General features: G+C 73.1%; 22 protein-coding genes. 9 read left to right on the forward strand and 13 right to left on the reverse strand.

Translation table 11 applies throughout. The features are described 5' to 3' along the window. Window positions 1-76: 76 nt before the first annotated feature. The 4 genes from OG896_RS08725 to OG896_RS08740 all read right to left on the reverse strand — a co-directional run bounded on the left by OG896_RS08725 (window position 77) and on the right by OG896_RS08740 (window position 3,028). Window positions 77-829 carry an ABC transporter ATP-binding protein gene (locus OG896_RS08725; RefSeq protein WP_329363924.1) on the reverse strand — a complete coding sequence of 251 codons (753 nt, stop codon included), beginning with the start codon at window positions 827-829 and terminating at the stop codon, window positions 77-79. A gap of 299 nt (window positions 830-1,128) precedes the next feature. Then, a complete protein-coding gene (locus OG896_RS08730; RefSeq protein ID WP_329363925.1) occupies window positions 1,129-1,899 on the reverse strand; it encodes a DUF3710 domain-containing protein in 771 nt (256 codons plus the stop codon). A 2-nt stretch (window positions 1,900-1,901) separates the two neighbouring features. Further along, the gene (gene dut, locus OG896_RS08735) at window positions 1,902-2,426 is read right to left on the reverse strand and encodes a dUTP diphosphatase (RefSeq protein WP_329363926.1); all 525 of its coding nucleotides are present in this window, start codon (window positions 2,424-2,426) and stop codon (window positions 1,902-1,904) included. Further along, the gene (locus tag OG896_RS08740) at window positions 2,423-3,028 is read right to left on the reverse strand and encodes a PaaI family thioesterase (protein ID WP_328470359.1); all 606 of its coding nucleotides are present in this window, start codon (window positions 3,026-3,028) and stop codon (window positions 2,423-2,425) included. The genes dut and OG896_RS08740 overlap by 4 nt, the downstream gene beginning before the upstream one ends. Before the next feature lie 229 nt (window positions 3,029-3,257). On the opposite strand from OG896_RS08740, the gene OG896_RS08745 reads away from it, so the two are divergent. Then, entirely contained in the window at window positions 3,258-3,725 is a 468-nt protein-coding gene (locus OG896_RS08745; protein ID WP_329363928.1) for a DUF3093 domain-containing protein, read from the forward strand. A gap of 62 nt (window positions 3,726-3,787) precedes the next feature. Here OG896_RS08745 and OG896_RS08750 read toward each other — a convergent pair whose 3' ends face one another. From OG896_RS08750 to OG896_RS08765, 4 genes are all read right to left on the reverse strand, one after another. Next, the gene (locus OG896_RS08750; RefSeq protein ID WP_329363930.1) at window positions 3,788-4,615 is read right to left on the reverse strand and encodes a hypothetical protein; all 828 of its coding nucleotides are present in this window, start codon (window positions 4,613-4,615) and stop codon (window positions 3,788-3,790) included. Between the two features lie 12 nt (window positions 4,616-4,627). Next, window positions 4,628-4,927, reverse strand: a complete 300-nt coding sequence (locus tag OG896_RS08755) for a DUF4193 domain-containing protein (protein WP_103884889.1) — start codon at window positions 4,925-4,927, stop codon at window positions 4,628-4,630. A 447-nt stretch (window positions 4,928-5,374) separates the two neighbouring features. Then, entirely contained in the window at window positions 5,375-6,637 is a 1,263-nt protein-coding gene (locus OG896_RS08760; protein ID WP_329363932.1) for a sensor histidine kinase, read from the reverse strand. A gap of 5 nt (window positions 6,638-6,642) precedes the next feature. Then, window positions 6,643-7,296 carry a response regulator transcription factor gene (locus tag OG896_RS08765; RefSeq protein ID WP_328470351.1) on the reverse strand — a complete coding sequence of 218 codons (654 nt, stop codon included), beginning with the start codon at window positions 7,294-7,296 and terminating at the stop codon, window positions 6,643-6,645. A 286-nt stretch (window positions 7,297-7,582) separates the two neighbouring features. Between OG896_RS08765 and OG896_RS08770 the strand changes: the two genes are divergently transcribed. Next, window positions 7,583-7,756: a hypothetical protein gene (locus OG896_RS08770; protein WP_328470349.1), complete on the forward strand. Its 174-nt coding sequence runs from the start codon at window positions 7,583-7,585 to the stop codon at window positions 7,754-7,756. Window positions 7,757-7,887: 131 nt separating this feature from the next. Here OG896_RS08770 and OG896_RS08775 read toward each other — a convergent pair whose 3' ends face one another. Both OG896_RS08775 and OG896_RS08780 read right to left on the reverse strand, forming a co-directional pair. Further along, entirely contained in the window at window positions 7,888-8,754 is an 867-nt protein-coding gene (locus OG896_RS08775) for an inositol monophosphatase family protein (RefSeq protein WP_329363933.1), read from the reverse strand. Between the two features lie 14 nt (window positions 8,755-8,768). Continuing rightward, window positions 8,769-9,938 (reverse strand): ferrochelatase, encoded by a 1,170-nt coding sequence (locus tag OG896_RS08780; protein ID WP_329363934.1) that lies wholly within the window; start codon window positions 9,936-9,938, stop codon window positions 8,769-8,771. Window positions 9,939-10,096: 158 nt separating this feature from the next. Here OG896_RS08780 and OG896_RS08785 point away from each other — a divergent pair, with 158 nt between their 5' ends. From OG896_RS08785 to sepH, 3 genes are all read left to right on the forward strand, one after another. Then, the gene (locus OG896_RS08785; protein ID WP_329363935.1) at window positions 10,097-11,374 is read left to right on the forward strand and encodes an MFS transporter; all 1,278 of its coding nucleotides are present in this window, start codon (window positions 10,097-10,099) and stop codon (window positions 11,372-11,374) included. Further along, window positions 11,301-12,653 (forward strand): D-arabinono-1,4-lactone oxidase, encoded by a 1,353-nt coding sequence (locus tag OG896_RS08790; protein WP_329363936.1) that lies wholly within the window; start codon window positions 11,301-11,303, stop codon window positions 12,651-12,653. Before OG896_RS08785 ends, OG896_RS08790 begins: the two co-directional genes overlap by 74 nt. Before the next feature lie 516 nt (window positions 12,654-13,169). Then, entirely contained in the window at window positions 13,170-14,216 is a 1,047-nt protein-coding gene (gene sepH / locus OG896_RS08795; protein ID WP_329363937.1) for a septation protein SepH, read from the forward strand. A 123-nt stretch (window positions 14,217-14,339) separates the two neighbouring features. Here sepH and OG896_RS08800 read toward each other — a convergent pair whose 3' ends face one another. Together OG896_RS08800 and OG896_RS08805 are read right to left on the reverse strand one after the other, a co-directional pair. Next, complete coding sequence (locus OG896_RS08800; RefSeq protein ID WP_329363939.1) at window positions 14,340-15,167, reverse strand: sulfurtransferase; 828 nt, start codon at window positions 15,165-15,167, stop codon at window positions 14,340-14,342. A 108-nt stretch (window positions 15,168-15,275) separates the two neighbouring features. Beyond that, window positions 15,276-16,481, reverse strand: a complete 1,206-nt coding sequence (locus tag OG896_RS08805) for an ROK family transcriptional regulator (RefSeq protein ID WP_328470335.1) — start codon at window positions 16,479-16,481, stop codon at window positions 15,276-15,278. Window positions 16,482-16,725: 244 nt separating this feature from the next. Here OG896_RS08805 and OG896_RS08810 point away from each other — a divergent pair, with 244 nt between their 5' ends. Both OG896_RS08810 and OG896_RS08815 read left to right on the forward strand, forming a co-directional pair. Next, complete coding sequence (locus OG896_RS08810; protein ID WP_329373824.1) at window positions 16,726-17,871, forward strand: Gfo/Idh/MocA family protein; 1,146 nt, start codon at window positions 16,726-16,728, stop codon at window positions 17,869-17,871. 88 nt (window positions 17,872-17,959) lie between these two features. Next, window positions 17,960-18,967 carry a sugar phosphate isomerase/epimerase family protein gene (locus OG896_RS08815; protein ID WP_328470333.1) on the forward strand — a complete coding sequence of 336 codons (1,008 nt, stop codon included), beginning with the start codon at window positions 17,960-17,962 and terminating at the stop codon, window positions 18,965-18,967. A gap of 75 nt (window positions 18,968-19,042) precedes the next feature. On the opposite strand, the gene OG896_RS08820 is transcribed toward OG896_RS08815, so the two are convergent. Beyond that, window positions 19,043-20,398, reverse strand: coding sequence for a glycoside hydrolase family 27 protein (locus OG896_RS08820; protein ID WP_329363941.1), 1,356 nt, complete (start codon window positions 20,396-20,398; stop codon window positions 19,043-19,045). A gap of 242 nt (window positions 20,399-20,640) precedes the next feature. Between OG896_RS08820 and OG896_RS08825 the strand changes: the two genes are divergently transcribed. Both OG896_RS08825 and OG896_RS08830 read left to right on the forward strand, forming a co-directional pair. Beyond that, the gene (locus tag OG896_RS08825; RefSeq protein ID WP_329363943.1) at window positions 20,641-23,016 is read left to right on the forward strand and encodes a glycosyl hydrolase family 95 catalytic domain-containing protein; all 2,376 of its coding nucleotides are present in this window, start codon (window positions 20,641-20,643) and stop codon (window positions 23,014-23,016) included. A gap of 59 nt (window positions 23,017-23,075) precedes the next feature. Then, window positions 23,076-25,715: a fibronectin type III domain-containing protein gene (locus OG896_RS08830; protein WP_443056973.1), complete on the forward strand. Its 2,640-nt coding sequence runs from the start codon at window positions 23,076-23,078 to the stop codon at window positions 25,713-25,715. Window positions 25,716-25,752 lie beyond the last annotated feature (37 nt).

Raw genomic sequence — 25,752 nt, forward strand, 5'->3', positions numbered from 1 at the left:
GGGCCCGTCCCGCCCATGCCCCGGCTGGCCCTGCTGCCCCGGCCGGCCCTGGCCACGGCTGCCGCTGCGGCTGCGGCTACGGCTGCGGCTGCTCCGCGTCGACGATCTGCCCGTCCCGCAGCTCCAGCACCCGGTCGGCCAGCGCCAGCAGCTGCGTGTCGTGGGTGGCGACCAGCGCGGTCACGCCCTCGCTGCGCACCACCGCGCGCAACAGCTCCATCACCGCCAGTCCGGTGTCCGCGTCGAGCTGGCCGGTCGGCTCGTCGGCGATCAGCAGCACCGGGCGGTTGGCGAGCGCGCGGGCGATGGCCACCCGCTGCTGCTGGCCGCCGGACATCTCCCCCGGCCGCTGGGCGGCGTGGTCGGCGAGGCCGACCAGGGCGAGCAGCAGCTCGACCCGCTCCTCGCGCTCGCGTGCCGGGGCCTTGCGCAGCCGCATCGGCACGCCGACGTTCTCGGCGGCGGTCAGGATCGGGATGAGCCCGAAGGACTGGAAGACGAAGCCGATCCGGTCCCGGCGCAGCGCCAGCAGGTCGTCGTCGCCGAGCCCGGCGAGGTCGGTGCCGTCCAGGCTGATCCGGCCGCCGTCCGGGCTGTCCAGGCCGCCCACCAGGTTGAGGATCGTGGTCTTCCCGGACCCGGAACGGCCCTTCAGGGCGACCAGTTCGCCGCGCGGCACCCGGAAGGACACCCCGCGCAGGGCGGCCACCGCGGTGTCACCGGAGCCGTAGGTGCGGCGCAGGTCCTCGACGACGACCATGTCACCGCCGTCCGGCCCCTCGGCGATCGCGGTCGCCGTACCCGCCTGGTCGGCGGACTGCTCGCTCATGTCTCTTCCTCCCCCGTGCCGGCCCGTCTCCCGGCCGTGCCGGGCCGCGCCGTCATCATCCCCGGCCGTCGCGTATCCGTACGGTACGCCGCGGGCACCCGGAAACCAGCCGGTCGCCGGATAACGATCGCGGCGGCGCCGCGCGGGCGGGGCCGAGAACGCAGCGACCCGGCCGTCGAACCTGCCGACGACCGGGTGGATGCGGGTGCTTGACGCGGCGAACACCGAACCGCGCCTGCCCGCAAGGAAGTTGTGCGACCGGAGCGGGCAACGGCGGGCGGCGGTCGGGCCGCGACGGCTCAGTGCAGCTCGGTGATCTCCGGGCCGCGCCGCATCGGGTCGATACCGTCACCGAACTTCGACGGCTCGCTCTGCTCGGGCGTGGCGCCGTCCGGCACCATCTGCGCGTCGTTCGGGAGCTTCAGCACGATCGGGTCGCGGGGCGCCATCGGCGCCTCGCCGCGCAGCACCACGGTGTCGCGGAAGACCGACTCCAGCACGCCGGCGGCGGCGGGCTGCACCGCGCCCTGGCCGGAGATGACCCCGCGCAGGAACCAGCGCGGGCCGTCGCAGCCGACGAAGCGCACGAGCTGCACCCCGTTGGTGCCGTCGGGCAGTTGCACGGGCACCTGCGCGCGCAGCTCCCAGCCGAGCGGGCCCTCGACCTCGTCGACGATGCCGCCCTGCTGGGTGATGCCCGACGCGATCTCCTCGCGCACCTCGCCCCAGATGCCCTCGGACTTCGGGGCGGCGAACGCCTGGAGCTGGACGGCGCTGTCCCGCAGCACCACGGTCGCGGCGACGATGGACTCGCCGGCCACCTCGACCCGCAGCTCCATGCCCTCGACACCGGGCACGAACAGGCCACCGAGGTCCACCCGGCCCTCGCCGGGCTCCTGGACCTCGCTCACGTCCCACGGGCCGTCGGGCCGCGGGGCGGGCGGAAGGTTGTAGTCGGACGACTCCTCGGAGTCGTCCGGCTCCGCGGTGTCCTCGGCCGAGTCCTCCGGGCCTTCGGCCTCGTCGAGCTCGTCGATGGCGTCTTCGCGCTCCTTGCGACGACGGAACACGGTCACTGTCCTTCCCGGTCGCTGAGGACCGATGCGTATCCGTTGCTGGACGTGCCCGCCGACGGTGTCTGCACCGCGGCGTGACCCCCCGTGGAGCCGAAGCCCCCCGCGGCCCTGGCAGATCCCGGCAGTTCCGCGACCTCGTGGAAGCGGACCCGCTCGACCTGCTGGACGACCAGTTGGGCGACCCGGTCGCCCGGCTCGAACCTGACGGTCTCGCGCGGGTCGAGATTGACCACGATCACCTTGATCTCCCCACGGTACCCGGCGTCGACCGTTCCCGGGGCATTCACCATCGCCACCCCGCACCGCGCGGCAAGGCCGGAGCGGGGGTGGACGAAGGCCGCGTAGCCGTCCGGCAGCGCGAGGGAGATGCCGGTGGGCAGCACCGTCCGCTCGCCGGGCGCCAGTTCGGCGGCCTCGGTGGTGATCAGGTCGACCCCCGCGTCGCCGGGATGCGCGTACGCGGGGACCGGCACCGACTCGTCGAGCCGGCGCAGCAGCACGTCCACCGGCGGCCTGCTCATGGGTTCACCTCGAAAGCGCGGGCGACCTTCACCTGGTCGGGGTCGGACATCGCGGCCTGGATCTCGTCGGCGCGGCCGTTGCTGGTGAAGTGGTCGATCTTCACCTCGATGAACAGGGCGTCGGCGCGGACCGCCACCGGGCCGTCCGGGCCACCGATCCGGCCCTCGGCGCTGCTGTAGATCTTGCGGCCGTCCACCGCGGTGCAGCGCGCGGACAGATGCAGGGTCGCCCCGACCGGGACCGGCCGGACGAAGTCCGACTCCAGCCGCCCGGTCACCGCGATGACCCGCAGCAGCCAGCTCAGCGAGCCCAGCGTCTCGTCCAGCGCGGTGGCCAGCACCCCGCCGTGCGCGAGGCCGGGCGCGCCCTGGTGGGCGGGCTGGACGGTGAACTCCGCGGTGACGCTGACGCCTTCACCGGCCCGGGCCGCCAGGCGCAGGCCGTACGGCTGGGATTCGCCGCAGCCGAAGCACTGGTCGTAGTGCGCGCCGAGCAGTTCGCCGGGCGCGGGCGCCTCGGGATGGCGTACGGGCGCGACGGCACCGGGCGGCGGCGCCAGGCTCGGTCGGCCCGCGTTGGGGGGTGTTGTGGCTGCACTCACGCCGCAGACCTTATCGCGCGAAGGTGTGGGCGCCCCTGTCCGACCGTGCCGCCCGCGAACGGGCGCCGGACGGTGCTCCCCGGCGAAGCCGGCGGCCGGGACACGCGGGGCGCACGCGGAGCAGGCGAGGGCGCGGTCCCGGGCTCTCCCGGGAGCCGTGAGGACGGCGCCCCCACCGCGCCCGCGCACCCGGCCCCGCGGGCACAGACGGGCATGGCACGCTTATGCCATGCCCGCTTCGCAGCCTTACGACGAACGCCTCACCGTGCCGCGCTCCTGGTGGTTCATGGCCATCGGCGCGGGCGTCGGCCTGGCCCTGGTCTTCTTCCCCTTCGGCCTGCTCCCGATGCTCGGCGGCCTGGTCGCGGGCGGGGCGCTGGCCATGATGACGGTCAGCTCCTACGGGTCCGCGCGCATCCGCGTGGTGGCCGGTTCGCTGGTCGCGGGCAAGGCGCGCATCCCGCTGGAGGCGCTGGGCGACGCCCTGGTGCTGGACCCGGCGGAGGCGGTGGCCTGGCGGTCGTACAAGGCGGACCCGCGGGCCTTCATGCTGCTGCGGTCCTACGTGCCGACCGCGGTGAAGGTGGAAGTGACCGATCCGGCGGACCCGACGCCGTACGTCTACCTGTCGACCCGCTCGCCGCAGCGGCTGGCCGAGGCACTGGGCGCCCTCAGGACGGCCGACCAGGCGAGCTAGGGGTTTCCCCGCCCGGTGCGGGGGACTCGGCCCGCGGAGGGCCGCGTGCGGGCCCGCGGGGCCTAAAGCCCGGAGGGGCCGGGGAGTTCGGGCGGCGGGGTGCGGCCGGGCAGGCCGGGCTCCTCGGCGTCGCCGTCGATCCCTGAGGCCGCGGAGGTCCCGGCGGTCGCGGAGCTTTCCACGAGCAGCGGCCAGGGCAACTGGTGCGCGCGCAGGTCCTTGCGGACCCGCTTGGCGAGCTTGCGGGTGTCGCGCCGGTTCATCACCGCGCCGACAGCGGCGCCGATCATGAACGGGGTCAGCGCGGGCATGTGTCTGAGGCTGCGGCGCAGGAGGCGCTGGCGCATCTCCCGCTTCATGCTGGTGCCGAGCGCCACGTTGAGGGTCGACAGCTTCAGCGCGTCGATACCGCGCTGCTCGGTCCAGGACCACAGGTAGGCGGTGGCGCGCTCCCTGACGTTGCCGGGCACGCGCAAGCCGTAGACCTCGTGCAGTTCGGCGATGAGTTTGTACTCGACGGCGGCCACGCCCAGGGTCTCGGTGGCCAGTTCGGTGGGCATGGCGGGCGGGACCGGCAGCATGGCGGCCGCGCCCACACCGGCGCCGACCGTCATGGTGCCCTTCACGGCGGCGGAGATCAGCCGGTCCGCGATCTCGTCGGGGCCGAGCCCGGGGAACTGGGCGCGCAGCGTGCCGAGATCGCGCACGGGGATGCGCGGAGCGGTCTCCAGCAGCCGCTCGGCGACGGACCCTGCGCCGGCCTTGGCCAGCCGCCCGCTCGCGCGGGCACCGCCGCCGACGCCCCGGGTGACCCCGCGGGCGGTCGCGGCCGCGAGCGAGGCCGCACGGCCCCGCTCGACGTTCCTACGCTCATCCGGTGAGCCGGTCACGGCGCCGGCCGGTCAGGCCGCGCAGTCGCGGCAGATGGGGTTTCCGTTCTTCTCGGCAGCGAGCTGGCTCCTGTGGTGGACCAGGAAGCAGCTCATGCAGGTGAATTCGTCCGCCTGGCGGGGCAGCACACGGACCGACAGCTCCTCGTTGGAGAGGTCGGCGCCGGGCAGCTCCAGGGACTCGGCCTGGTCGAACTCGTCGACGTCGACCGCGGAGGTCGACTTCTCGTTCCGCCGTGCCTTCAGTTCCTCGATGCTGTCCTCATTGACGTCATCGTCGGTCTTGCGTGGGGTGTCGTAATCCGTAGCCATTTCGCTCTCCCCCTGTGGGTGTCTGTGGTGTCTCCAGCGCCGTAACGCGCGGGAGGCCGGACTTGTGCCCGACCCGAGGCGGAGATTTTGCCTCACATCAAGGCCCGTTACTCAATCGACACCCGAGGACGCCCCCGAAGAGGTGAGTGCAAGGGTGGCCGATCATGGTCCGTGGCGGTCCGAAAGTCATCCGCCATGGATGCCTCTCCGTGTACTTCCCGTGATCATGACCTGCGGAAACATGGAATTTACGGTCGTTTCTCCCCGATCCGCGATCACCGAGCGTACACACTGTGAGAGAGCCGTGTGCAATCGATCACAGGTGTGCGCCGAGCGCACCAGAAGTGCCGATTACTCGCAAAGCGAACAGCGTCCCGGTCGGCGCGGCGAGTCGGGCTCGGCCGGGCGTGACGCGGTTCACAGCCTGTCACAGGAGTTCACCGGGTCTCACATCGGGATCGCGACCCGCATGACCAGGCCGCCTCCCTCGCGCGGCTCGGCGGTGATCACCCCGCCGTGCGCTCTGGCGACCGAGCGGGCGATGGACAGTCCGAGCCCGACGCCCTTGTCGCTGCCGGTGCGCTCGGTGCGCAGCCGGCGGAAGGGTTCGAACATGTTGTCCACCTCGTAAGCGGGAACGACCGGTCCGGTGTTCGCCACCACCAGGAGTGCCTGGCCGTGCTCCGCGCTGGTGGTCACATCGACCCAGCCGTCCGCCGGCACGTTGTAGCGCACGGCGTTCTGCACCAGGTTCAGCGCGATCCTCTCCAGCAGCACTCCGTTGCCCTGGACGACCGCGGGGGCCAGCGACTCGCGCAGGGCCACGCCCTTCGCCTCCGCCTCCCCACGGGTCTGCTCCAGGGCTCTGGAGGCCGCCTCGGCGAGGTCGACGGCCTTGCGGTCCACGATCTCGTTCTCGCTGCGGGCGAGCAGCAGCAGGCCCTCCACGAGCTGCTCGCTGCGCTCGTTGGTGGACAGCAGGGTCTTGCCGAGCTGCTGGAGGTCCGGCGAGGCGTCCGGGTCGGCGAGCTGCACCTCCAGCAGGGTGCGGTTGATCGCCAGCGGGGTGCGCAGTTCGTGCGAGGCGTTCGCGACGAAGCGGCGCTGGGCGGTGAAGGACCGCTCCAGCCGCTCCAGCATCTCGTCGAAGGTGTCGGCCAGCTCCTTCAGCTCGTCGTCCGGGCCGTCCAGCTCGATCCGCCGGGTCAGGTCCGAACCGGCCACCCCGCGGGCGGCGCGGGTGATCCGGCCCAGCGGCGCCAGCACCCGTCCGGCCATCACGTAGCCGAAGGCGAAGGCGACCACCGCCAGGCCGATGAGGGCCAGCAGCGAGCGCTTGAGCAGCGTGTTGAGCGCGATGTCCCGCTGGTGCTGCATGCAGGAGCTGATCATCTGGTGGAGCTGTTCGCTGGTGGTGCTCTGGTCGACCGTGATGCAGCTGCCCGGGGTCACGTTGATCGTGGCGATCTGGAAGGGCAGCTGGGAGCCCTTGCTGATGGCCTGGGCGGCCAGCAGGTAGATGATCCACAGCAGCACGACGCCGGCGATCAGGAACATCCCGCCGTAGAGCACGGTGAGGCGTATCCGGATCGTGGGCCGCAGCCAGGGCGGCGGGGACTCGGCGGGCGGCGGGTCCCAGGCGGGGCGCGGAGGGGTGGACGGCCGGGCCGGCGGCGGGCTCGCGGGGTTCTGGGAGGACAGGTGGGCCATGGCGGTCAGATCCGGTAGCCGGAGCCGGGCACCGTGACGATCACCGGCGGCTCGCCGAGCTTGCGGCGCAGCGTCATCACGGTGACCCGCACCACGTTGGTGAACGGGTCGGTGTTCTCGTCCCACGCCTTCTCCAGCAGCTGCTCGGCGGAGACCACCGAGCCCTCGCTGCGCATCAGGACCTCCAGGACGGCGAACTCCTTGGGCGCCAGGTGGACCTCCTTGCCGTCGCGGAACGCCTCCCGGCGGTTGGGGTCCAACCGGATGCCGGAGCGCTCCAGCACCGGCGGCAGGGCGGCCGTCGTACGGCGTCCGAGCGCGCGCACCCGGGCGGTCAGCTCGGTGAAGGCGAAGGGCTTGGGCAGGTAGTCGTCGGCGCCCAGCTCCAGGCCCTCGACCCGGTCGCTGACGTCGCCCGCCGCGGTGAGCATGAGCACCCGCATGGGCAGGCCGAGGCTGACCACCTGGCGGCACACCTCGTCGCCGTGCACCACCGGCAGGTCGCGGTCGAGCACCACCACGTCGTAGTCGTTGACGCCGATGCGCTCCAGGGCGGCACCGCCGTCGTAGACCACGTCGACGGCCATGGCTTCGCGGCGCAGGCCGGTGGCAACCGCATCGGCGAGCAGTTGCTCGTCCTCGACGACCAGTACGCGCAAGGCGCTGTTCCTTCCGTGAGCTGTGGGAATCCACCTCCATCCTGCACCGGACCCCCGTAAATCGGCGGTAAGGGGAGCGCCCGTGGTCCGAGGGGCGGTACGCCGAGGACCGGAGAACGGGACGTCGGGGACCGCCGGAATTTCCTTCGGGTCGGTGAGGTTTCCGACTCGGGCGGGGTGGGGAGGACGGCTTTACACCCACCCACCACGCCTTGTCCCGCGCTTCCCGCGCGAGGACAGCGGGCTTGACACTCGCGTGTCAACGGAGACGACGAGGGGGCGCACAATGGACGCGTTCACGAATGGAATCCTCCAGCGCATACACAGCACGGAGTCCGATCTGCGCCGGGCCCGCGAAACCGGGGACGACTTCCTCGCCGATGTCGAAGAGGGCGAACTGGACGATCTGCGCCGCCTCGCCGCGGAGCACGGGGTGGACGTACGGCCCAAGGTCGCCTGAACCTCCGGCCCCCAAAGCCGCACGCCCCGGCCACCACGAAGGTGCCGGGGCGTTCGCATGCCGCGAGGAGGCCGGCCGGCGGCCCGCTGCGGGCCCGCCGGCCGAGTCGGTGGTGCCGGGGTGGTGCCGGTTCAGTCGTGCCAGGCGCCCAGCTCGTCCAGGCGGCGCTGGAGCGGTTCGAAGAGGCCGGGCGGCGCGGCCAGGGTGAGCTCGCCGGAGGGCGCCTCGCCCGGGCGGCCGCCGGTGAGGGCGCCGGCCTCGCGGGCGAAGAGGTCCCCGGCGGCGAGGTCCCACGGGTTCAGGCCGCGCTCGTAGTACGCGTCGAGCCGGCCGCAGCCGACGTCGGCCAGGTCGATCGCCGCCGAGCCGCCGCGCCGGATGTCGCGGACCTGCGGCAGCAGCCCCTTGATCACCTCGGCCATCGCGACCCGGCGCTCGCGCAGGTAGCTGAAACCGGTGGCGACGAGCGCGTGCTCGAAGTCCGGGGCGGGGCGGCAGCGCGCCCGGACGCCCTCGACGTAGGCGCCGCCGCCGAGCACCGCCTGGTAGGTCTCGCGGCGCATCGGGGCCGCCACGACGCCGACCACCGTCTCGCCGTCCCGTTCCGCGGCGATGCTCACCGACCAGGAGGGCAGGCCGTAGAGGTAGTTCACGGTGCCGTCCAGCGGGTCGATCACCCAGCGCACTCCGCTGGTGCCCTCGCTGCTCGCGCCCTCCTCGCCGAGGAAGCCGTCCTCGGGGCGCAGCCGCCCGATGTAGGCGGTGATCAGCTTCTCGGCGGCGATGTCCATCTCGGTCACGACGTCGATCGGGCTGGACTTGGTGGCGGCCACGCCCAGGTCGGCGGGGCGGCCGTCGCGCAGCAGGGCGCCGGCCCTGCGGGCGGCCTCCAGGGCGATGCCCAGGAGTTCGGCGTCCTCGCCGGTGGCGGCGGGGCCGGCCGGGCCGTTGGCGGGCGGCTGGTCCGGGCCGGCCGGGCCGTTGGCGGGTGTGCTCATCTGTTCCGGTCTCCTCAGTCGGTTCCTGCGGCGGCGGGCCGCGACGGCTGCCGGCCGGCGGCCGGGCAGCAGCCCGCGGGGCACACGTCATGGCTCGGGCCCAGCGCGCCGAGCGCGCAGCGGGCCGGGGCCAGACCGCGCTCGGTCGCGGCCCGCTCCAGCACCAGGTCGCGCACGGCGGCGGCGAACCGCGGATCGGCGCCCACCGTGGCGGCGCGGGCGACCGGCAGTCCGAGTTCCGCGGCCTTGGCCGCCGCCTCGGTGTCGAGGTCGTACTTGACCTCCATGTGGTCGGAGACGAAGCCGATGGGCACCATGACCACCGCGGGGGCGCCGTCGGCGTGCTCGCGCTCCAGGTGGTCGCAGATGTCCGGCTCCAGCCAGGGGATGTGCGGGGCGCCGCTGCGGGACTGGTAGACGAGCTGCCACGGGCGGTCCACGCTGGTGGCCGCGCGGACCCGCTCGGCCACCTGCCGGGCGGTGTCGAGGTGCTGGGCGACGTACGCGCCGCCGTCGCCGTGGCCCTCGACGGGGCCGGAGGTGTCGGCCGCGGCGGTCGGGATGGAGTGCGTGGTGAAGGCCAGGCGGGCGCCGCCGCGCACCTCCTCGGGCAGTTCGGCGAGCGCGGCGAGCGTGTGGTCGGTCATCGGTCCGACGAAGCCGGGGTGGTTGAAGTAGTGCCGCAGCTTGTCGACCCGCAGCGCGGGGCGGCCCTCCTCGGCGAGCGCCGCGAGCGAGGCGGCCAGGTTCTCCCGGTACTGGCGGCAGCCGGAGTAGGAGGCGTAGGCGCTGGTGGCCAGCACCAGCACCCGGCGGTGCCCGGCGTCGGCGATCTCGCGCAGCGCGTCCGTCAGGTAGGGGGCCCAGTTCCGGTTGCCCCAGTACACCGGCAGTTCCAGGCCGTGGTCAGCGAACTCCTTGCGGAGCGCGTCCAGCAGCTCGCGGTTCTGCGCGTTGATCGGGCTGACCCCGCCGAACAGGAAGTAGTGCTTGCCGACCTCCTTCAGCCGCTCGCGCGGGATGCCGCGACCCCGGGTGACGTTCTCCAGGAACGGCACCACGTCGTCCGGTCCCTCCGGTCCGCCGAAGGAGAGCAGCAGCAGGGCGTCGTACGGGCCGGCGTCCGGCGGCTCCGGTCGGGCGGGTCGGTCCGGCGCGGCGAGCGGGTCACGCTGATCAGGCATGCTCCGATCCTGCCACTTCGGTCCGACGTCCCCGGCGCCCGGCTCCGGCGGAAAACGACTTGCCCCGATCCGTAAGCTGTACTCGCCAGCCATGTTCCTTACGCGGGACCCCGATCCGTCCTGCCCGTGCCGACGGCGACGACGCCGGGGAGCTCCACGTGACCAGCCCTTACCGAGCGATCTACCGGACCCCGGGAGCGGTGGCGTTCAGCCTGGCCGGACTGGTCGGCCGGATGCCCTTGTCGATGCTGGGCATCGGCATAGTGACGATGGTCTCCCAGGTGACCGGGCGGTATGGCCTGGCGGGCGCGCTGTCGGCGACGCTGGCGCTGTCCGGCGCGGTGAGCGGCCCGCGCATCTCCCGCATGGTGGACCGGTACGGACAGCGGCGGGTGCTGCGCCCGGTCTGCGCGGTGAGCGTGGTCTCGGTGGCCGGGCTGCTGGCGTGCGTCCGGGCCGGGGCGCCGGACTGGGCGTACTTCGTGTGCGTGCTGGGCGCCGGGACCACCCCGAGCACCGGCGCCATGGTGCGGGCCCGCTGGTCGGAGATCCTGCGCGGCACCCCGGAGAAGCTGCACACCGCCTACTCGGTCGAGGCGGTGGTGGACGAGATCGTCTTCATCGTCGGCCCCATCCTGTCGGTGGGGCTGAGCACCGGCTGGTTCGCCGAGGCCGGGCCGCTGCTGGCGGCGGTGTTCCTGGCCGTCGGGGTGCTGGCGCTGACCGCGCTGCGGGGCACCGAGCCGGTTCCGCACGCGGACGCGCACCAGTCCGGCGGGTCGGTGCTGGCCGCGCCGGGGCTGGCGGTGCTGGTCGGGGTCTTCGTCGGCACCGGCGCGATGTTCGGCGCGGTGGAGGTGGTCACGGTCGCGTTCGCCGACGAGCGCGGCCACAAGGCGCTGGCCAGTGTGGTGCTGGCGACGTACGCGCTCGGTTCGTGCGTCGCCGGGCTGGTGTTCGGGCTGAGCCGGCCGCGCGGGACGATCGCCGGGCGGTTCCGGCTGGGCATCGCGCTGATGGCGGTGAGTATGATCCCGCCACTACTGGTCGGGAACCTGTGGTTCCTGGCCTTGGCGCTGTTCTTCTCCGGCCTGACCATCGCCCCCACGATGGTGAACGCCATGGGCCTGGTCGAACAGCTGGTACCCCGGGGGCGGTTGACCGAGGGCATCACGTGGACCAGCACGGGTCTCGCGGTCGGCGTCGCCGCCGGTGCCGCGCTCGCCGGTCGGGTGATCGACGCGCACGGTGCCTCGGCCGCCTTCTGGGTGTGCACCTTCGCCGCGGTCTTCGCGGCGGCGGTGGCGTTCCTCGGCTATCGCCGGCTGCGGCCGGCACCGGATCGGGAGGAGCAGGACCACGATGAGCCGGACCGGAGCAGCACCCACGGCCACGAGCAGCACGACGGCACCCGCGAAGGCGAGGGAGTGGCGTAACTGGGCGGGCAACGTCTCGGCGCGGCCCGGGCGGGTCGCCGCGCCCGCGTCCGTGGACGAACTGGCCGCGGCGATACGGAAGGCCGCCGCGGACGGGCTGCGGGTGAAGGCGGTCGGCTCCGGCCACTCCTTCACCGCGGCGGCGGCCACCGACGGGCTGCTGGTGCGGCCCGAGGGGCTCACCGCGATCAGGTCGATCGACGCGGCGGCCGGCACCGTCACCGTGGAGGCCGGGGTCCAACTGCGGCAGCTCAACGCGGCGCTGGCCGCGGCGGGCCTGTCGCTGCGGAACATGGGCGACATCATGGAGCAGACGGTGGCCGGCGCCACCAGCACCGGCACGCACGGCACCGGCCGCGACTCCGCCTCGATCGCCGCGCAGATCGTCGCGCTCGACCTGGTCACCGCCGACGGGTCGGTGCTGACCTGCTCGGCCGAGCAGAACCCCGAGGTGTTCGCCGCCGCCCGGCTCGGGCTGGGCGCGCTCGGCGTGGTCAGCACCCTCACCTTCGCGGTGGAGCCGATGTTCCTGCTCACCGCGCGGGAGGAGCCGATGACCTTCGACCGGGTGACCGCGGACTTCGACCGGCTCGTCGCGGAGAACGAGCACTTCGAGTTCTACTGGTTCCCGCACACCGAGGGCTGCAACACCAAGCGCAACAACCGCAGTACGGGCCCGGCCGCGCCGGTGCCCGCGGTGCGCGGCTGGATCGACGACGAGCTGCTCTCCAACGGCGTCTTCCAGGCCGCGTGCGCGCTCGGCAGGGTGGCGCCGTCGGCGATCCCGGGGATCGCGAAGCTCTCCAGCCGCGCGCTGTCCGCCCGGACGTACACCGACATCGCGTACAAGGTCTTCACCAGCCCGCGCCGGGTGCGGTTCGTGGAGATGGAGTACGCGGTGCCGCGGGAGGCGGCGGTGCAGGTGCTGCGGGAGTTGAAGGCCACCGTGGAGCGGTCCGACCTGCGGATCAGCTTCCCGGTGGAGGTGCGGGTGGCGCCGGCCGACGACATCGCGCTGTCCACGGCGTCCGGCCGGGACAGCGCCTACGTGGCGGTGCACATGTACCGGGGCAGCCGCTACCAGGAGTACTTCACCGCGGTCGAGCGGATCATGACGGCGGCGGGCGGGCGGCCGCACTGGGGCAAGATGCACACCCGCGACGCGGAGTACCTGCGGGCGGCCTACCCGCGCTTCGAGGAGTTCACCGCGCTGCGCGACCGGCTCGACCCCGAGCGGCTGTTCGGGAACGACTACCTGCGGCGGGTGCTGGGTTCGTAGCCGGGCGCGAGGTTGCCGGCCGGGGAAGGCCGTCGGGCGGGCGCGAGTTCGCCGCCGGATGCCAGGTCGCCGGCCGTTGGCGGGGCCGGTGGCCGGGCGCCGGGTCGGCGGCCAGGCGACGGCGACTTCGTGGACTACGTCCCCTTTTGGGTGATGCGTGGAACCCCCGGATGTGAGCCGGGTCACCCAACTCCCGCCCCCTGCACGACATTCGACGGCGCGGCAGCCGCCCCGCGGTGGCCCGAATGGAGTACCGTGACGAATCCTGGCTTCCGGTGCCCGGCCGGTCGCCAAGGAACCCGTGGAGGGGAGTCGGGGGGCGCTCGTCCCGGGGTGCCGCAGTTGGTCACGCTGGGTGGCCAAACGACTACCGTCCCATAACGGCGTGTCACCATCTTGTCCCGACACGCCGGGTAACTCCGCAAGGTTGTGGCACGCTGCACCCGGGCAGGCCACACTCGTTCAACGGGAGCAGCGACGCACGTGACGTCGGCAGGCACCACCCGGGAGGTAACCGTGCCCGAACTGCGGGTCGTGGCCGTCAGCAACGACGGCACCCGACTGGTGCTCAAAGCTGCCGACAGCACGGAGTACACCCTCCCGATCGACGAGCGGCTGCGCGCCGCCGTGCGCAACGACCGGGCCCGGCTCGGCCAGATCGAGATCGAGGTCGAGAGCCATCTGCGGCCCCGGGACATCCAGGCGCGGATACGTGCCGGTGCCTCGGCCGAGGAGGTCGCCCAGCTCGGCGGCATCCCGGTGGAGCGGGTCCGGCGGTTCGAGGGGCCGGTGCTGGCCGAGCGGGCCTTCATGGCCGAACGGGCCAGGAAGACCCCGGTCCGCCGCCAGGGCGAGACCACCGGGCCGCAGTTGGGCGAGGCGGTCGCCGAACGCCTGCTGCTGCGCGGCGCGGAGAAGGACACCGTGCTGTGGGACTCCTGGCGCCGCGACGACGGCACCTGGGAGGTGCTGCTGGTCTACCGGGTGGCCGGTGAGCCGCACTCGGCGAGCTGGACCTACGACCCGCCGCGCCGCCTGGTGCAGGCGGTCGACGACGAGGCCCGCGCGCTGATCGGCGAGACCACGCAGACCCAGGGCCAGGAGCCGAGCTTCCCGTTCGTGCCCCGGATCGCCCGGCTGCCCAGGGACCGGCCGCTGGACCGCCCCGGCACGGAACGCCCGGAGCGGCCCGACCGCCAGGACCGGGAGGCGCGCGCCGAGGAGCAGCCGGAGGAGCGCGACTCGCTCACCAGCCTGCTGGAAGCGGTGCCGAGCTTCCGTGGCGACATGGTCGTGCCCGCTCCGCCGGCCCCGCCGGACGCCGCTCCGGCGGCGGAGGTGCCGCAGGAGGAGCCGGAGGAGGCCGCACCCGCGGCCAGCGCCGGTGCGGGCTCCGCCTACGCCGACGTGCTGATGCCGCGCGCGGTGGCCGGCCACCGCGACCGCCTGAAGGGCACCACCGACCGCCAGGCCGAGGCGGACGGCGTCCGCCCGGGACGGCGTGCCACGGTGCCCAGTTGGGACGAGATCGTCTTCGGCAGCCGCCGCAAGAAGCAGGAGTAGCGACTGCGCGCGGACAGGAGTAGCCCGACCTCGTCAGGGGAATCGGGACACTGACCGGGAGCCGACGGCCGTAAGGGGCAGCCACTTGGGTGGCTGCCCCTTACGCGTGTCTCCGGCGGCGGGTCAGCCCGGCTGCTCGCCCGTCGCCACCGGCCGGGACGGGTCGGCGCCCCACTCGCTCCAGGAGCCCACGTACAGCGCCGCGGGAACGCCCGCGGCGGCCAGCGCGAGGATCTGGTGGGCGGCGGACACGCCGGACCCGCAGTAGACGCCCACCTCGGCGTCGGGCGTCGCGCCCAGGGCGGCGAAGCGGGCGGCGAGTTCGGCGGGCGTGCGGAAGAGGCCGTCGGCGGTGACGTTCTCCGTCGTGGGCGCGCTCACCGCGCCCGGGATGTGGCCGGCGACCGGGTCGATCGGCTCGGTCTCACCGCGGTAGCGCTCCCCCGCGCGGGCGTCCAGCAGCAGCCCGCGGCGGGCCAGTTCGGCGGCGCCGGCCGCGTCGAGCACCGGCAGCGCGCCGGGGCGCGGCACGAAGTCCCCGTCGCCCGGCGCCGGTTCCTCGGTGCTCAGCGGCAGCCCCGCGGCCTTCCACGCCGCCAGCCCGCCGTCCAGCACCCTGACCCGCTCGTGGCCCGCCCAGCGCAGCAGCCACCAGGCCCGGGCCGGGCCCCAGCCGTTCCAGTCGTCGTAGAGCACCACGTCGGTGTCCGCGCCGACCCCCGCCGCGCGCATCGCCGCGCCGAACACCTCGGTGTCGGGCAGCGGGTGGCGCCCGCCCGGCCCGGGCGGGCCGGCCAGCGCGGTGTCCAGGTCGACGTACCGGGCACCGGGGATGTGGCCGGCGGCGTACTCGCCGTGCCCGGGCGGGCCGCCCATCTTGTAGCGGACGTCGAGCACGGCAGTCGAGGCGGGCGCCGCGGCCAGTTCGGCCGCGGTGATGATGGGTTCCATGGCACCCATTGTGGGTGGTCACCCACGGTCGCGTCAGCGCGGCCGGCCGACCGCGGCGCACGGCTGACCGCAGCGCCTGGCCGCGAGCGCGGGCGCGTGGCCGGGCCGCTACGCGGGCTCCTCCTGCGGTGCGCCCGGTGCGGCGGACAGCAGTTGGGGCGCGTCGGCCAGGACCAGGCCCGCGGCGCCGCGGACCTCCGCGCCGTCGCCCAGTCCCCCGGTGACGATCTCGACGCTCTCCACCGCCGACGGCAGCGTGTGCCGCCGCACCCCGGACCGCATCGGTTCGAGGATGTCCTCGCCCGCGCCCGCCAGGTCCCCGCCGACCACGATCAGGCGGGGGTTGAGGAGGGTGACCAGCGTGGACAGCGCGCGGCCGACCGCGTCCCCGGCGTCGCGCACCGCGCGCAGCGCACCGGTGTTGCGCTGCTCGATCAGCGCGGGCAGGTCGCGGGGGACGACGTGCTGGCCCCAACTGTCGGAGAGGAGGCGGGCGATGGCGACGGGGCTGGCGACGGTCTCCAGGCAGCCGCGGTTGCCGCAGCGGCAGATCAGGCCGTCCGCGGTGAGCGGCAGGTGCCCGATCTCCCCGGCCAGGCCCCGCGCGCCCAGCAGCAGCTTCCCGTTGCTGACGATGCCCGCGCCGATCCCCGCGGACAGCCGGACGTAGACCATGTCGCTCGCGTGCCGCCCCGCGCCGTACATCCGCTCCGCCAGCGCGCCCGCGTTCGCGTCGTTGGTCACCCGCACCGGCAACGACGTCCGCCGCCGCAACTCGTCCGTCAGCCGCATCCCCACCCACCCGGGCATGATGCCCTCCGCCCCCAGCGCCCCACTGCCCTTCTCCACCGGCGACGCGATCCCCGCACCGATCCCCAGCACCCGCTCCCGGCCCACCCCGGTCTCCTGCAACGCCCGCCCGACCAGCACCGCCACCAGGTCCAGCGTCTCCTCAGGAGCCCGGTCCACCTCCTTGGCCACCCAGTGCTCCCACAACACCGCCCCGAACAGGTCGCACAGGATCACCCGAACATGCTGGTGCCCGATGTCCGCACCGATCGCGTACCCCGCGGTCGGCACCAACGACAACGACTGCGCGGGGCGCCCGGTACGCCGCGGCTCCGGCTCCTCCGGACCCTCGTCCTCCGTCACCAGGCCCACCGCGATCAGATCCGCGATCAACGACGAAACCGTGGCCCTGGACAACCCGGTGACCCGCACCAGTTCCGGACGACTGCTGCGCACGGAGGTGTGCAGGGCCTCCAGGACCCGTAGCCTTCCTACCTCGCGCAGGTTGACTGGAGTTTCGATCATGACCCCCAGGGGTGTGGACGAGCGGTCCACCGCACCGTGCCTTCTTGGGGTTCCTCCCGTCAAGAGCCTTGACTTATGACAAAGTTCAGGCAGAAACTCGCAAACTGTTCCATCCGGCGCGCTGAGTTTCAGTCGATGCCGGAAGAACAACGATGGAGACGGGCCGCCAGGAGGAACCACCTTGACGTCAACACCCCCGCCGCCCACGGACGCGGCGGCACCCGCGCCCGGCTTGCGCGTAGGCATGGTCGGGCACGCCTTCATGGGCGCGGCCCACTCGCACGCCTGGCGCACCGCGGGCCGCTTCTTCGACCTGCCGCGCCGGGTCGAGATGGCGGCCGTCTGCGGGCGCGACGCCGAGTCCGTCCGCGCGTCCGCCGAGCGGTACGGCTGGGAGTCCTACGAGACCGACTGGCGCGCGCTCGTGGCGCGTCCGGACATCGATGTCGTGGACATCTGCACGCCCGGCGACAGCCACACCGAGATCGCGCTGGCGGCGCTCGCCGCGGGCAAGCACGTGCTGTGCGAGAAGCCGCTGGCCAACTCGGTCGAGGAGGCCGAGGAGATGGCCGTCGCGGCGGAGGAGGCCCGGGCGGCCGGGGTGCGCTCCATGGTCGCCTTCAACTACCGCCGGGTGCCCGCGCTGGCGCTGGCCCGGCAGCTCGTCGCGGACGGCCGGCTGGGCCGTATCCACCAGGTGCGGGCGCAGTACCTCCAGGACTGGCTGGTGGACCCGGAGTTCCCGCTCGCCTGGCGGCTGCGCAAGGACCGGGCCGGGTCGGGCGCGCTCGGCGACCTGGGCGCGCACAGCATCGACGCGGCGCAGTACCTGACCGGGCAGCGGATCTCCTCGGTGGGCGCGCTGCTGGAGACGTTCGTGGCCGAGCGGCCGCTGCCGGCCAGCTCCAGCGGCCTGTCCGGCACCGCCTCCAGCGAGCGCGGCGCGGTGACCGTGGACGACGCGGCGGTGTTCACCGCCCGGTTCGAGGGCGGCGCGATCGGCGTGTTCGAGGCGACCCGGTTCGCCACCGGGCACAAGAACGCGATGCGGATCGAGATCAGCGGCTCGCTGGGCAGCCTCGCCTTCGACGCCGAGTCGATGAACGAACTGGCCTTCCACGACCGCACCGAGGACGCCGCCACCGCGGGCTTCCGCAAGCTGCTGGTGACCGAGCCGACCCACCCGTACATGGCCGCCTGGTGGCCGCCGGGCCATCTGATCGGCTACGAGCACTCCTTCACCCACCAGGTGCGGGACTTCGTCACGGCGGTGGCCGAGGGGACCGACCCGCGGCCGTCGTTCGCCGACGGGCTCCAGGTGCAGCGGGTGCTGGCGGCCGTGGAGTCCAGCGCCGCGGCGCTGGGCGTGCACATCCCGGTCGCGTCCTGACCCGCGCCGCCCCCGCCCCGGCTTCACGAACGTCACGACTCCCACCACCCTCACGACCCTCACGACCGACCGCAGGAGGACCCACGCCATGGCCCGACCCGTCACCCTCTTCACCGGCCAGTTCGCCGACCTGCCGTTCACCGAGGTGTGCCGGCTCGCCTCCGAGTGGGGCTACGACGGCCTGGAGATCGCCTGCTGGGGCGACCACTTCGACGTGGAGGCGGCGCTGAGCGACGACTCCTACCTGCCGCGGCTGCGCGACACCCTGGAGAAGCACGGGCTGCGCAGCTGGACGATCTCCTGCCACCTCACCGGGCAGGCGGTGTGCGACCACCCGATCGACGAGCGGCACAAGGGCATCCTGCCGGCCCGGATCTGGGGCGACGGCGAGCCCGAGGGCGTGCGGCAGCGCGCCGCCGAGGAGATCAAGAACACCGCGCGGGCCGCCGCGGCCTTCGGGGTCAAGACCGTGGTGGGCTTCACCGGTTCGTCGATCTGGCACACCGTGGCGATGTTCCCGCCGGTCCCGCCGGAGATGATCGACCGCGGCTACCAGGACTTCGCCGACCGCTGGAACCCGATCCTCGACGTCTTCGACGAGGTCGGGGTGCGCTTCGCCCACGAGGTGCACCCGAGCGAGATCGCCTACGACTACTGGTCCACGGTCCGCACCCTGGAGGCGATCGGCCACCGCCCGGCGTTCGGGCTGAACTTCGACCCGAGCCACTTCGTGTGGCAGGACCTCGACCCGGTCGGTTTCCTCTACGACTTCAAGGACCGCATCTACCACGTGGACTGCAAGGAGTCCGTCAAGCAGCTGAACGGGCGAAACGGCCGGCTCGGTTCGCACCTGCCGTGGGGCGACCCGCGGCGCGGCTGGGACTTCGTCTCCACCGGCCACGGCGACGTGCCGTGGGAGCCGGTCTTTCGGATGCTCAACAGCATCGGCTACGACGGCCCGATCTCGGTGGAGTGGGAGGACGCCGGGATGGACCGCCTGCTGGGCGCCCCGCAGGCGCTCGCGCACGTCAGGGCGCTGGCCGCGATCGAGCCGCCGGAGTCGTCCTTCGACTCGGCGTTCAGCTCGTCGTCCTGACCCCGCGGGCAACCCGAGTACCGGTGCGCCTGCCGCCGTCCTGGTCAGGGGGGCGGCGACAGGCGCACCCAGCCGTCAGTCGACGAACACCTTCAGCAGGCGCGACCCGTGGGCGGGCAGGGTCGCTGAGACGCCGCCCTGCTCGACGCCCAGGTTCTGGTGCGTCCACAGATCGCGGACCCGGCCGCGCCGGCCGTGGGCTCCCAGGTCGCTCCAGTCGGCGGTGACCTGCGCGGGGCTGTCGGCGAGGTTGAACAGCGCCACCGTGTAGCTGCCGTCGCCGTTCCTGCTGAACCACACCTGCTGCGGCGTCGCCTGCGACACCGGCCGGGCGGGGTGCCCGGCCCGGTCCACCGCGAGCACCTCGTCGTTGGTCAGCGCCTTGAGGTCGTCCGGGTCGAGCTTGGTGAGGTCGGTGCCGAGCAGCAGCGGCGCGGCGGAGATCGCCCACAGGGTCATCGTGGTCCGGCGCTCGTCGGGCGTGAGGCCGTCGTCGGCGCCGTTGCCGAGCTCCAGGGAGTCCAGGTCGTTCCAGCCCCCGCTGCTGCCGTAGGGCACCCACGCGGGTTCGTCGGTGAACCGCTTGAGCACGTGCGGCCAGTCGGTCAGCCCGACCGTCGTGCAGTGGTAGCACTCGATGTCGCCGTCGATCCGCCAGCCGTTGCTGTTGGCCTTCCAGAAGTCGGCGTCGGCGATGCTGAGCGAGTTGGACAGCTCCAGATCGATCGAGCGGCCGGTGTGCTGGATCGCCTGGTGCCAGGCCGCCATGTCGGGCCGCTGGTCGCCGGGGACGAGGCCGCCGCCCGGGCCGACGAAGTCCATCTTGATGTAGTCCACGCCCCAGGACGCGAGGAGGTTCGCGTAGCCCTGGACGTACTCCTGCGCGCCCGGCTTGCTGAAGTCGATCCGCCAGGAGTCGTCGTGGGTGTTGCCGGGCTGCGTGGTGTCCGCGATGTCGGCGAGGTGGTACGGCGTGCCCTCGATCGGCAGGTTCGCGGCGACGGCCGCCTTGGGGATGCCCGGCGTGAGATAGATGCCGAACTTCAGGCCGAGGCGGTGCAGGTACGAGGCGACGGCGGGGATGCCGTCGGGGAAGCTCGTGGTGTTCCAGGCCCAGCGGCCGTAGTCGTCGAGGTGGTCCGACCAGCCGGCGTCGATGTTGACGTAGCGGTAACCGTGCGCCTGAAGGCCGCTGGTGTGCATGGCCAGGCCCTGCGCCTCGATGTTCCGCGCGGTGGGCTTGCTGCGGATGAAGCTCCAACTGCTCCAGCCCATCGGCGGGACGGCGGCGGTGCGGACGGCCGGCGGGTGGGCGGCCGGCGGGTGGGCGGCGGCATCCGTCGCGCCGCTCGCCGGGGCGGCGAGCAGCGTTCCGGTGCCCGCCAGGATCAGGGCCAGCGCGGGGATCAGGTGACGACTCGTCAGACGCATCGTGCGGCTCCTCGGGACTCAGGTCACTGAATCAGGTTCACGGTGGTGAACAGGATCGGTGATACACCCCTGCCGTGCACGCGTCAACAGATTGATCCGATGACTACCTCTCACCAAGCAAGTAGGGAAGGACCTCTGCGCACCTCCTTGACGTAGAACCCGCGCCGCCTTAGCGTCCCGCTGCGAATAGATCCGATGAGTGTGTGCATACATGAACTCCACTCAGATACTCAGGAGGCGTTATGCAGGACAAGGGCGGGGTGTCCCGCCGCAGGGTGCTGGGCGGTGCGCTGGCGGGTGCCGCGGTGGGCGCGGGGGTGAGCGCCGGGGTGAGCGGAACTGCGGCAGCGGCGGAACCGGCGACCGCGAACGGGTCCGCGGACGCGCCCGGTCCGGCCGCCGCCGCGGGACTGTCCGTCGACGCGCACGGCGACCGGCCCTGGAACGAGATCCTCGCCGACTCCGACCTGGTCTGGCAGAAGATGCCCGCCACCTGGGAGGAGGGACCGTTCCTCGGCAACGGCTTCCTGGGCTCCGGTATCTACGCGGAACCGGGCGCGAACGCGATCCGCTTCAACGTCCAGCACAGCGAAGTGCAGGACCACCGCCCCGAGTTCGGCTCCATCTTCGGCCTGGCCCGGCTGCCCATCGGGTACTTCACGCTGGAGCCGGTCGGCACCGTCACCGCCGTCGACTGGCGGCTCGACCTGTGGAACAGCGAGCTGTCCGGCACGGTCACCACCACCGCGGGCACGCTGCGGCTGCGGGCGATCGTCCACAACTCCCGTTCGGTACTGGCCGTCGAGGTGACACCGTCCACGGGGGAGCGCGACCTCGTCTGGACCTTCCACCCCGCCGACGCCATCAGCCCGCGGGCCGCCTTCAAGCCGCTGCCCGACGGCTACACCGGCAACCCGCCCGCCGTCGTGGGCGACCACGGCACGGAGCGGGCCGCGGTGCAGTCCCTGCTCTCCGGCGGCCGGCACGTCACCGCGTGGCGGGAGGTCCGACGCGGCCGGGCCCGCACCCTGTACGCGGCCGTCGCGCACTCCTTCCCCGGTACGGGCGCCACCCAGGCGGCGCTGCGCAGCGTGCGCGAGACGGCGCCGCTGCCGATGTCCGCGCTCACCGCGGACCACCGGGCGTGGTGGCACGCCTACTACCGCAAGAGCTTCCTGTCCGTCCCGGACGCGCGGTTGCAGAGCTTCTACTGGATACAGCTGTACAAGGTCGCCTCGGCCGCGCGCCGCGACGCCCCGGTGATGGCGACCACCGGTCCCTGGCTGGAGCCGACGCCGTGGCCCGCGTCCTGGTGGAACCTCAACGTCCAGCTGGAGTACTGGCTCATCCACGGCTCCAACCACCTCGAACTGGACGGGCTGACCCGCTCGTTGAGCGAGTTCCGGGAGAACGTCAAGGCGCAGACCGCGCCCGCCTACCGCTCCGACTCCCTGGTCATCGCCCGCTCCAACGACATCACCCTCAGCCACGGCCTGGACAGCGGCCCCGGCGGCACCGGCGGCGGCATCCCGGGGCAGGACCCGCCCACACCCGAGATCGGCAACCTCACCTGGGCACTGCACAACGTGTGGCTCTCCTACCGTCACACGATGGACGAGTCGATCCTCCGCGACGTCGTCTTCCCGCTGCTGCGCAAGTCAATAAACTACTACCTGCACTTCCTGGAGCCCGGCAGCGACGGCCGGCTGCACCTGCCGAAGACCTTCTCGCCGGAGTACGGCGTGGACACCCCCGACACCAACTTCGACCTGGCGCTGATCCGTTGGGGCTGCACCACGCTGCTGGAGTCCGCGCAGACCCTCGGCGTCGACGACCCGCTGGCGCCGCGCTGGCGCGAGGTGCTGCTGCGGCTCGTGCCGCCGCCCGTCGACGCCGACGGCTTCATGATCGGCGCCGGGCAGCCGTTCGCGATGTCGCACCGGCACTACTCGCACATGCTGTCGGTCTACCCGCTGTACCTCGTCAACTGGGAGCAGCCGGAGAACCGGGACCTGATCAGGACCTCGGTCGACCACTGGATCAGCTTCACCGGCGCGCTCCAGGGCTACAGCTACACCGGCGCGGCCTCCTTCTCCGCGCAGATGCTCGACGGCGACGCGGCGGCCGGGTACCTCTCCGACCTGCTGCGGCTCTACGTGCAGCCCAACACCCTCTACAAGGAGTCGGGGCCGGTCATCGAGACGCCGCTGTCGGCCGCGCAGTCCCTGCACGACATGCTCTGCCAGAGCTGGGGCGGCGTCATCCGGCTCTTCCCGGCGGTCCCTTCGACCTGGAAGGACGTCGCGCTGCACGACTTCCGCACCCAGGGCGCCTTCCTGCTCAGCGCCTCCCGCCAGGGCGGCACCACCCGCTGGGCCCGGCTGCGCAGCGAGGCCGGCGCGCCCTGCGTGCTGCGCACCGACATCGCCGGCCCGCTGGAGGTGAGCGACGGCGCCGGCCGCGCGCTGCCGTACACCGACCTCGGCGGCGGCACCCTGCGGATCGAGCTGTCCCGCGGCCAGGAGGCATGGGTCCACCCGCGCGGCACCCGCCCCTCGACCGGCCTCGCCCCGGTCCCCGCCAACGCCCCCGCCCCGCGCTGGGGCCTGCCGGCGTGATCGCCCCGCGCGGCGCGGACAAGGCGCCGTCGCACTCCCCGCTCCCGACCCGAAGGACGATGACCGTGCTCAGAAGAAGACTGTGGCCGATACTCGCCGCCACCGCGGTGGCGATCGGCGGCATCGCCGCCACCGGCCCGGCGGCCGACGCCGCTCCCCCCTCCCAGGACGTCTACGTCGCGCCCCACGGCAACGACCACGCCGCGGGCGACGCGCGCCACCCCGTGCGCACCCTGGCGCGCGCCCAGGACCTCGTCCGGCAGCGGGACCACCACCTGGCCGCGGATCTGACCGTCCATCTGGCCGACGGCACCTACCGGTTGGACCATCCGCTCACGCTCGACTCGCGCGACTCCGGGTCAGGCGGCCACCAGGTGGTCTGGCAGGGCAGCGGCAAGGCCGTGATCAGCGGCGGCAAGCAGGTCACCGGCTGGCACCAGGTCACGGGGCACAGCGGCCTGTGGGCCGCCCCGGCACCCCGCGGGCTCTCCGACACCCGGCAGCTGTACGTCGACGGTGTGCGCGCCACCCGCGCCGCCGGCCAGGTCCCGGTCACCCTCACCAAGACCGCCACCGGCTACACCGCCGCCAGTGACACCCTCGCGAAGTGGCCCGACATCGCCGGCGCCGAGTTCGTCTACACCAGCGGCGAGACGCTGTGGAACATGGTGCGCGACGGCCTCGGCCAGTGGACGCAGCCGCGCTGCGACGTCGCCTCGGCGTCCGGCACGACCGTCACCATGGTCCAGCCGTGCTGGGACAACTCCAACAAGCGGGTGGAGTTCCCGGACATCCCCGGCCGCACCGTCAGCATGGTGGGCCCCGGCGCGCTCACCAACGGCGCTCACGTGACGTACATGGAGAACGCCAGGGAACTCCTGGACACCCCGGGCGAGTGGTACCTCGACCGCGCCGCGCACACCGTCTACTACATGCCGCGCAAGGGCGAGGACCTGCACCGCGCCGACGTGGAGGCGCCCGCGCTGGAGAAGCTCGTCGACGGGCGGGGCACCGCCGCCGCGCCCCTGCACGACGTGGCCTTCCGCGGCCTGCAGTTCTCCTACGCCACCTGGCTGACCCCCTCCTCCCCGGAGGGCTTCTCCGAGATCCAGGCCGGCTACACCATCTCGGGCCCGACCGGCTACGCCACCGAGGGCCTGTGCGGCTTCCAGGCCGGCGGGCAGTGCCCGTTCGGCGCCTGGACCAAGGAGCCCGGCAACGTCGCGATCGACCACGGCCGCGACCTCGACTTCAGCGACGACGCGTTCGTCCATCTCGGCGCGGCCGGACTGGAGTTGGGCGACGGCACGCAACACACCACCGTGCGCGGCAGCGTCTTCACCGACATCTCGGGCAACGGCGTGGAGGTCGGCGGCGTGGACCAGGCGCTGCCCACCGACGACGCCGACGTCACCCGCGACGTCCAGCTGACGGACAACCATCTCTACGCGCTGCCAAGGGAGTTCACCGGCGGCGTGCCCATCGTCAACGGCTACACGCAGCACGACCTGATCTCCCACAACCAGATCGACCACGTCGGCTACTCCGGGATCTCGATGGGCTGGGGCGGCTGGCCGGACAAGATCGGCTCGCCCGCCACGCCCAACGACAGCCACGACAACACCGTCAGCGACAACCTCATCACCGACTACATGCAGGGCCTGGACGACGGCGGCGGCATCTACACCCAGGGCCTGACCGGCAGTTCGATGGCCACCGGCGAGAAGGTCACCGGCAACGTCATCCACACGCAGTTCGGCCTCGGCAAGAGCGTCTACACCGACAACGGCTGCACCTACGAGACGGTGTCGGGGAACGTGCTCTACGGCGCGTCGTACGCCAACGTCGCCAGCACCCACGTCGACTACCGCGACGCCCTCCACAACAACGACCCGACCCTCATCTCCGGCAACTGGTGGGAGCAGGGTGACGCCGACGGCAGCAACAAGGGCGTGGTGACGCAGGGCAACCACCTGATCGCCTCGGCGTCCGACGCCCCCGCCGGCGTGGTCGCCGACGCGGGCCTGGAGCCCGCCTACCGGAGCGTCCTCGCACGGCGGTTCGCCCCGGTGTCGGTGCCGGTGGCGCCGACCCGGGTCGCGACGGCCGTCGGTGCCTCCGGCACGCTGTACACCGCCTTCAACCCCACCTGGGCGGACGGCGGTTCGGCGCTGCTGGGGTACCGGGTGACGGCCGCGGACCCCGCCGGGCACACGGCTGCGACCGCCTTCGTCTCCGCCGCCGACTTCGCCGCCACGGCGCTGGTCCGGCTCACCGGCCTCACCGACGGTGTCCCCTACACCGTGACGGTCACGGCGGTGAACTCCCATGGCGACAGCGCGCCTTCGCTGCCGTCGGCGCCGCTGGCCCCGAAGGCCGCCACCGCGCCGGCCGCGGCTCCGACCGGACTCAAGCTGAAGGCCCAGGCCACCGCCGCGACCCTGGACTGGACGCCCCCGACTGTCGTCGGCGACTCCCCCGTCATCGGCTACCGGATCACGGTCACCGACCCCTCGGGCAGCCGTACGGTCGACGTGGCCGGCCGGGACGTGCTGGTCACCCAGCCGTCGGCGCACGCGATGTTCCGCGTGCTCGGCGATCTGACGCCCGGCACGCCGTACACGGTCGGCGTCGCCGCCGTCACCGGCGCGGGCACCGGCCCGGCCGCGACGGTCACCGGCACGACCCCGGCCGCGTAGGCCAGGGCGGATACCGAGCCGGCCGGACGGGCCCCAC

Origin of the sequence: Streptomyces sp. NBC_00669, from assembly GCF_036226785.1 — a bacterium.
Taxonomy (GTDB): Bacteria; Actinomycetota; Actinomycetes; order Streptomycetales; family Streptomycetaceae; genus Actinacidiphila.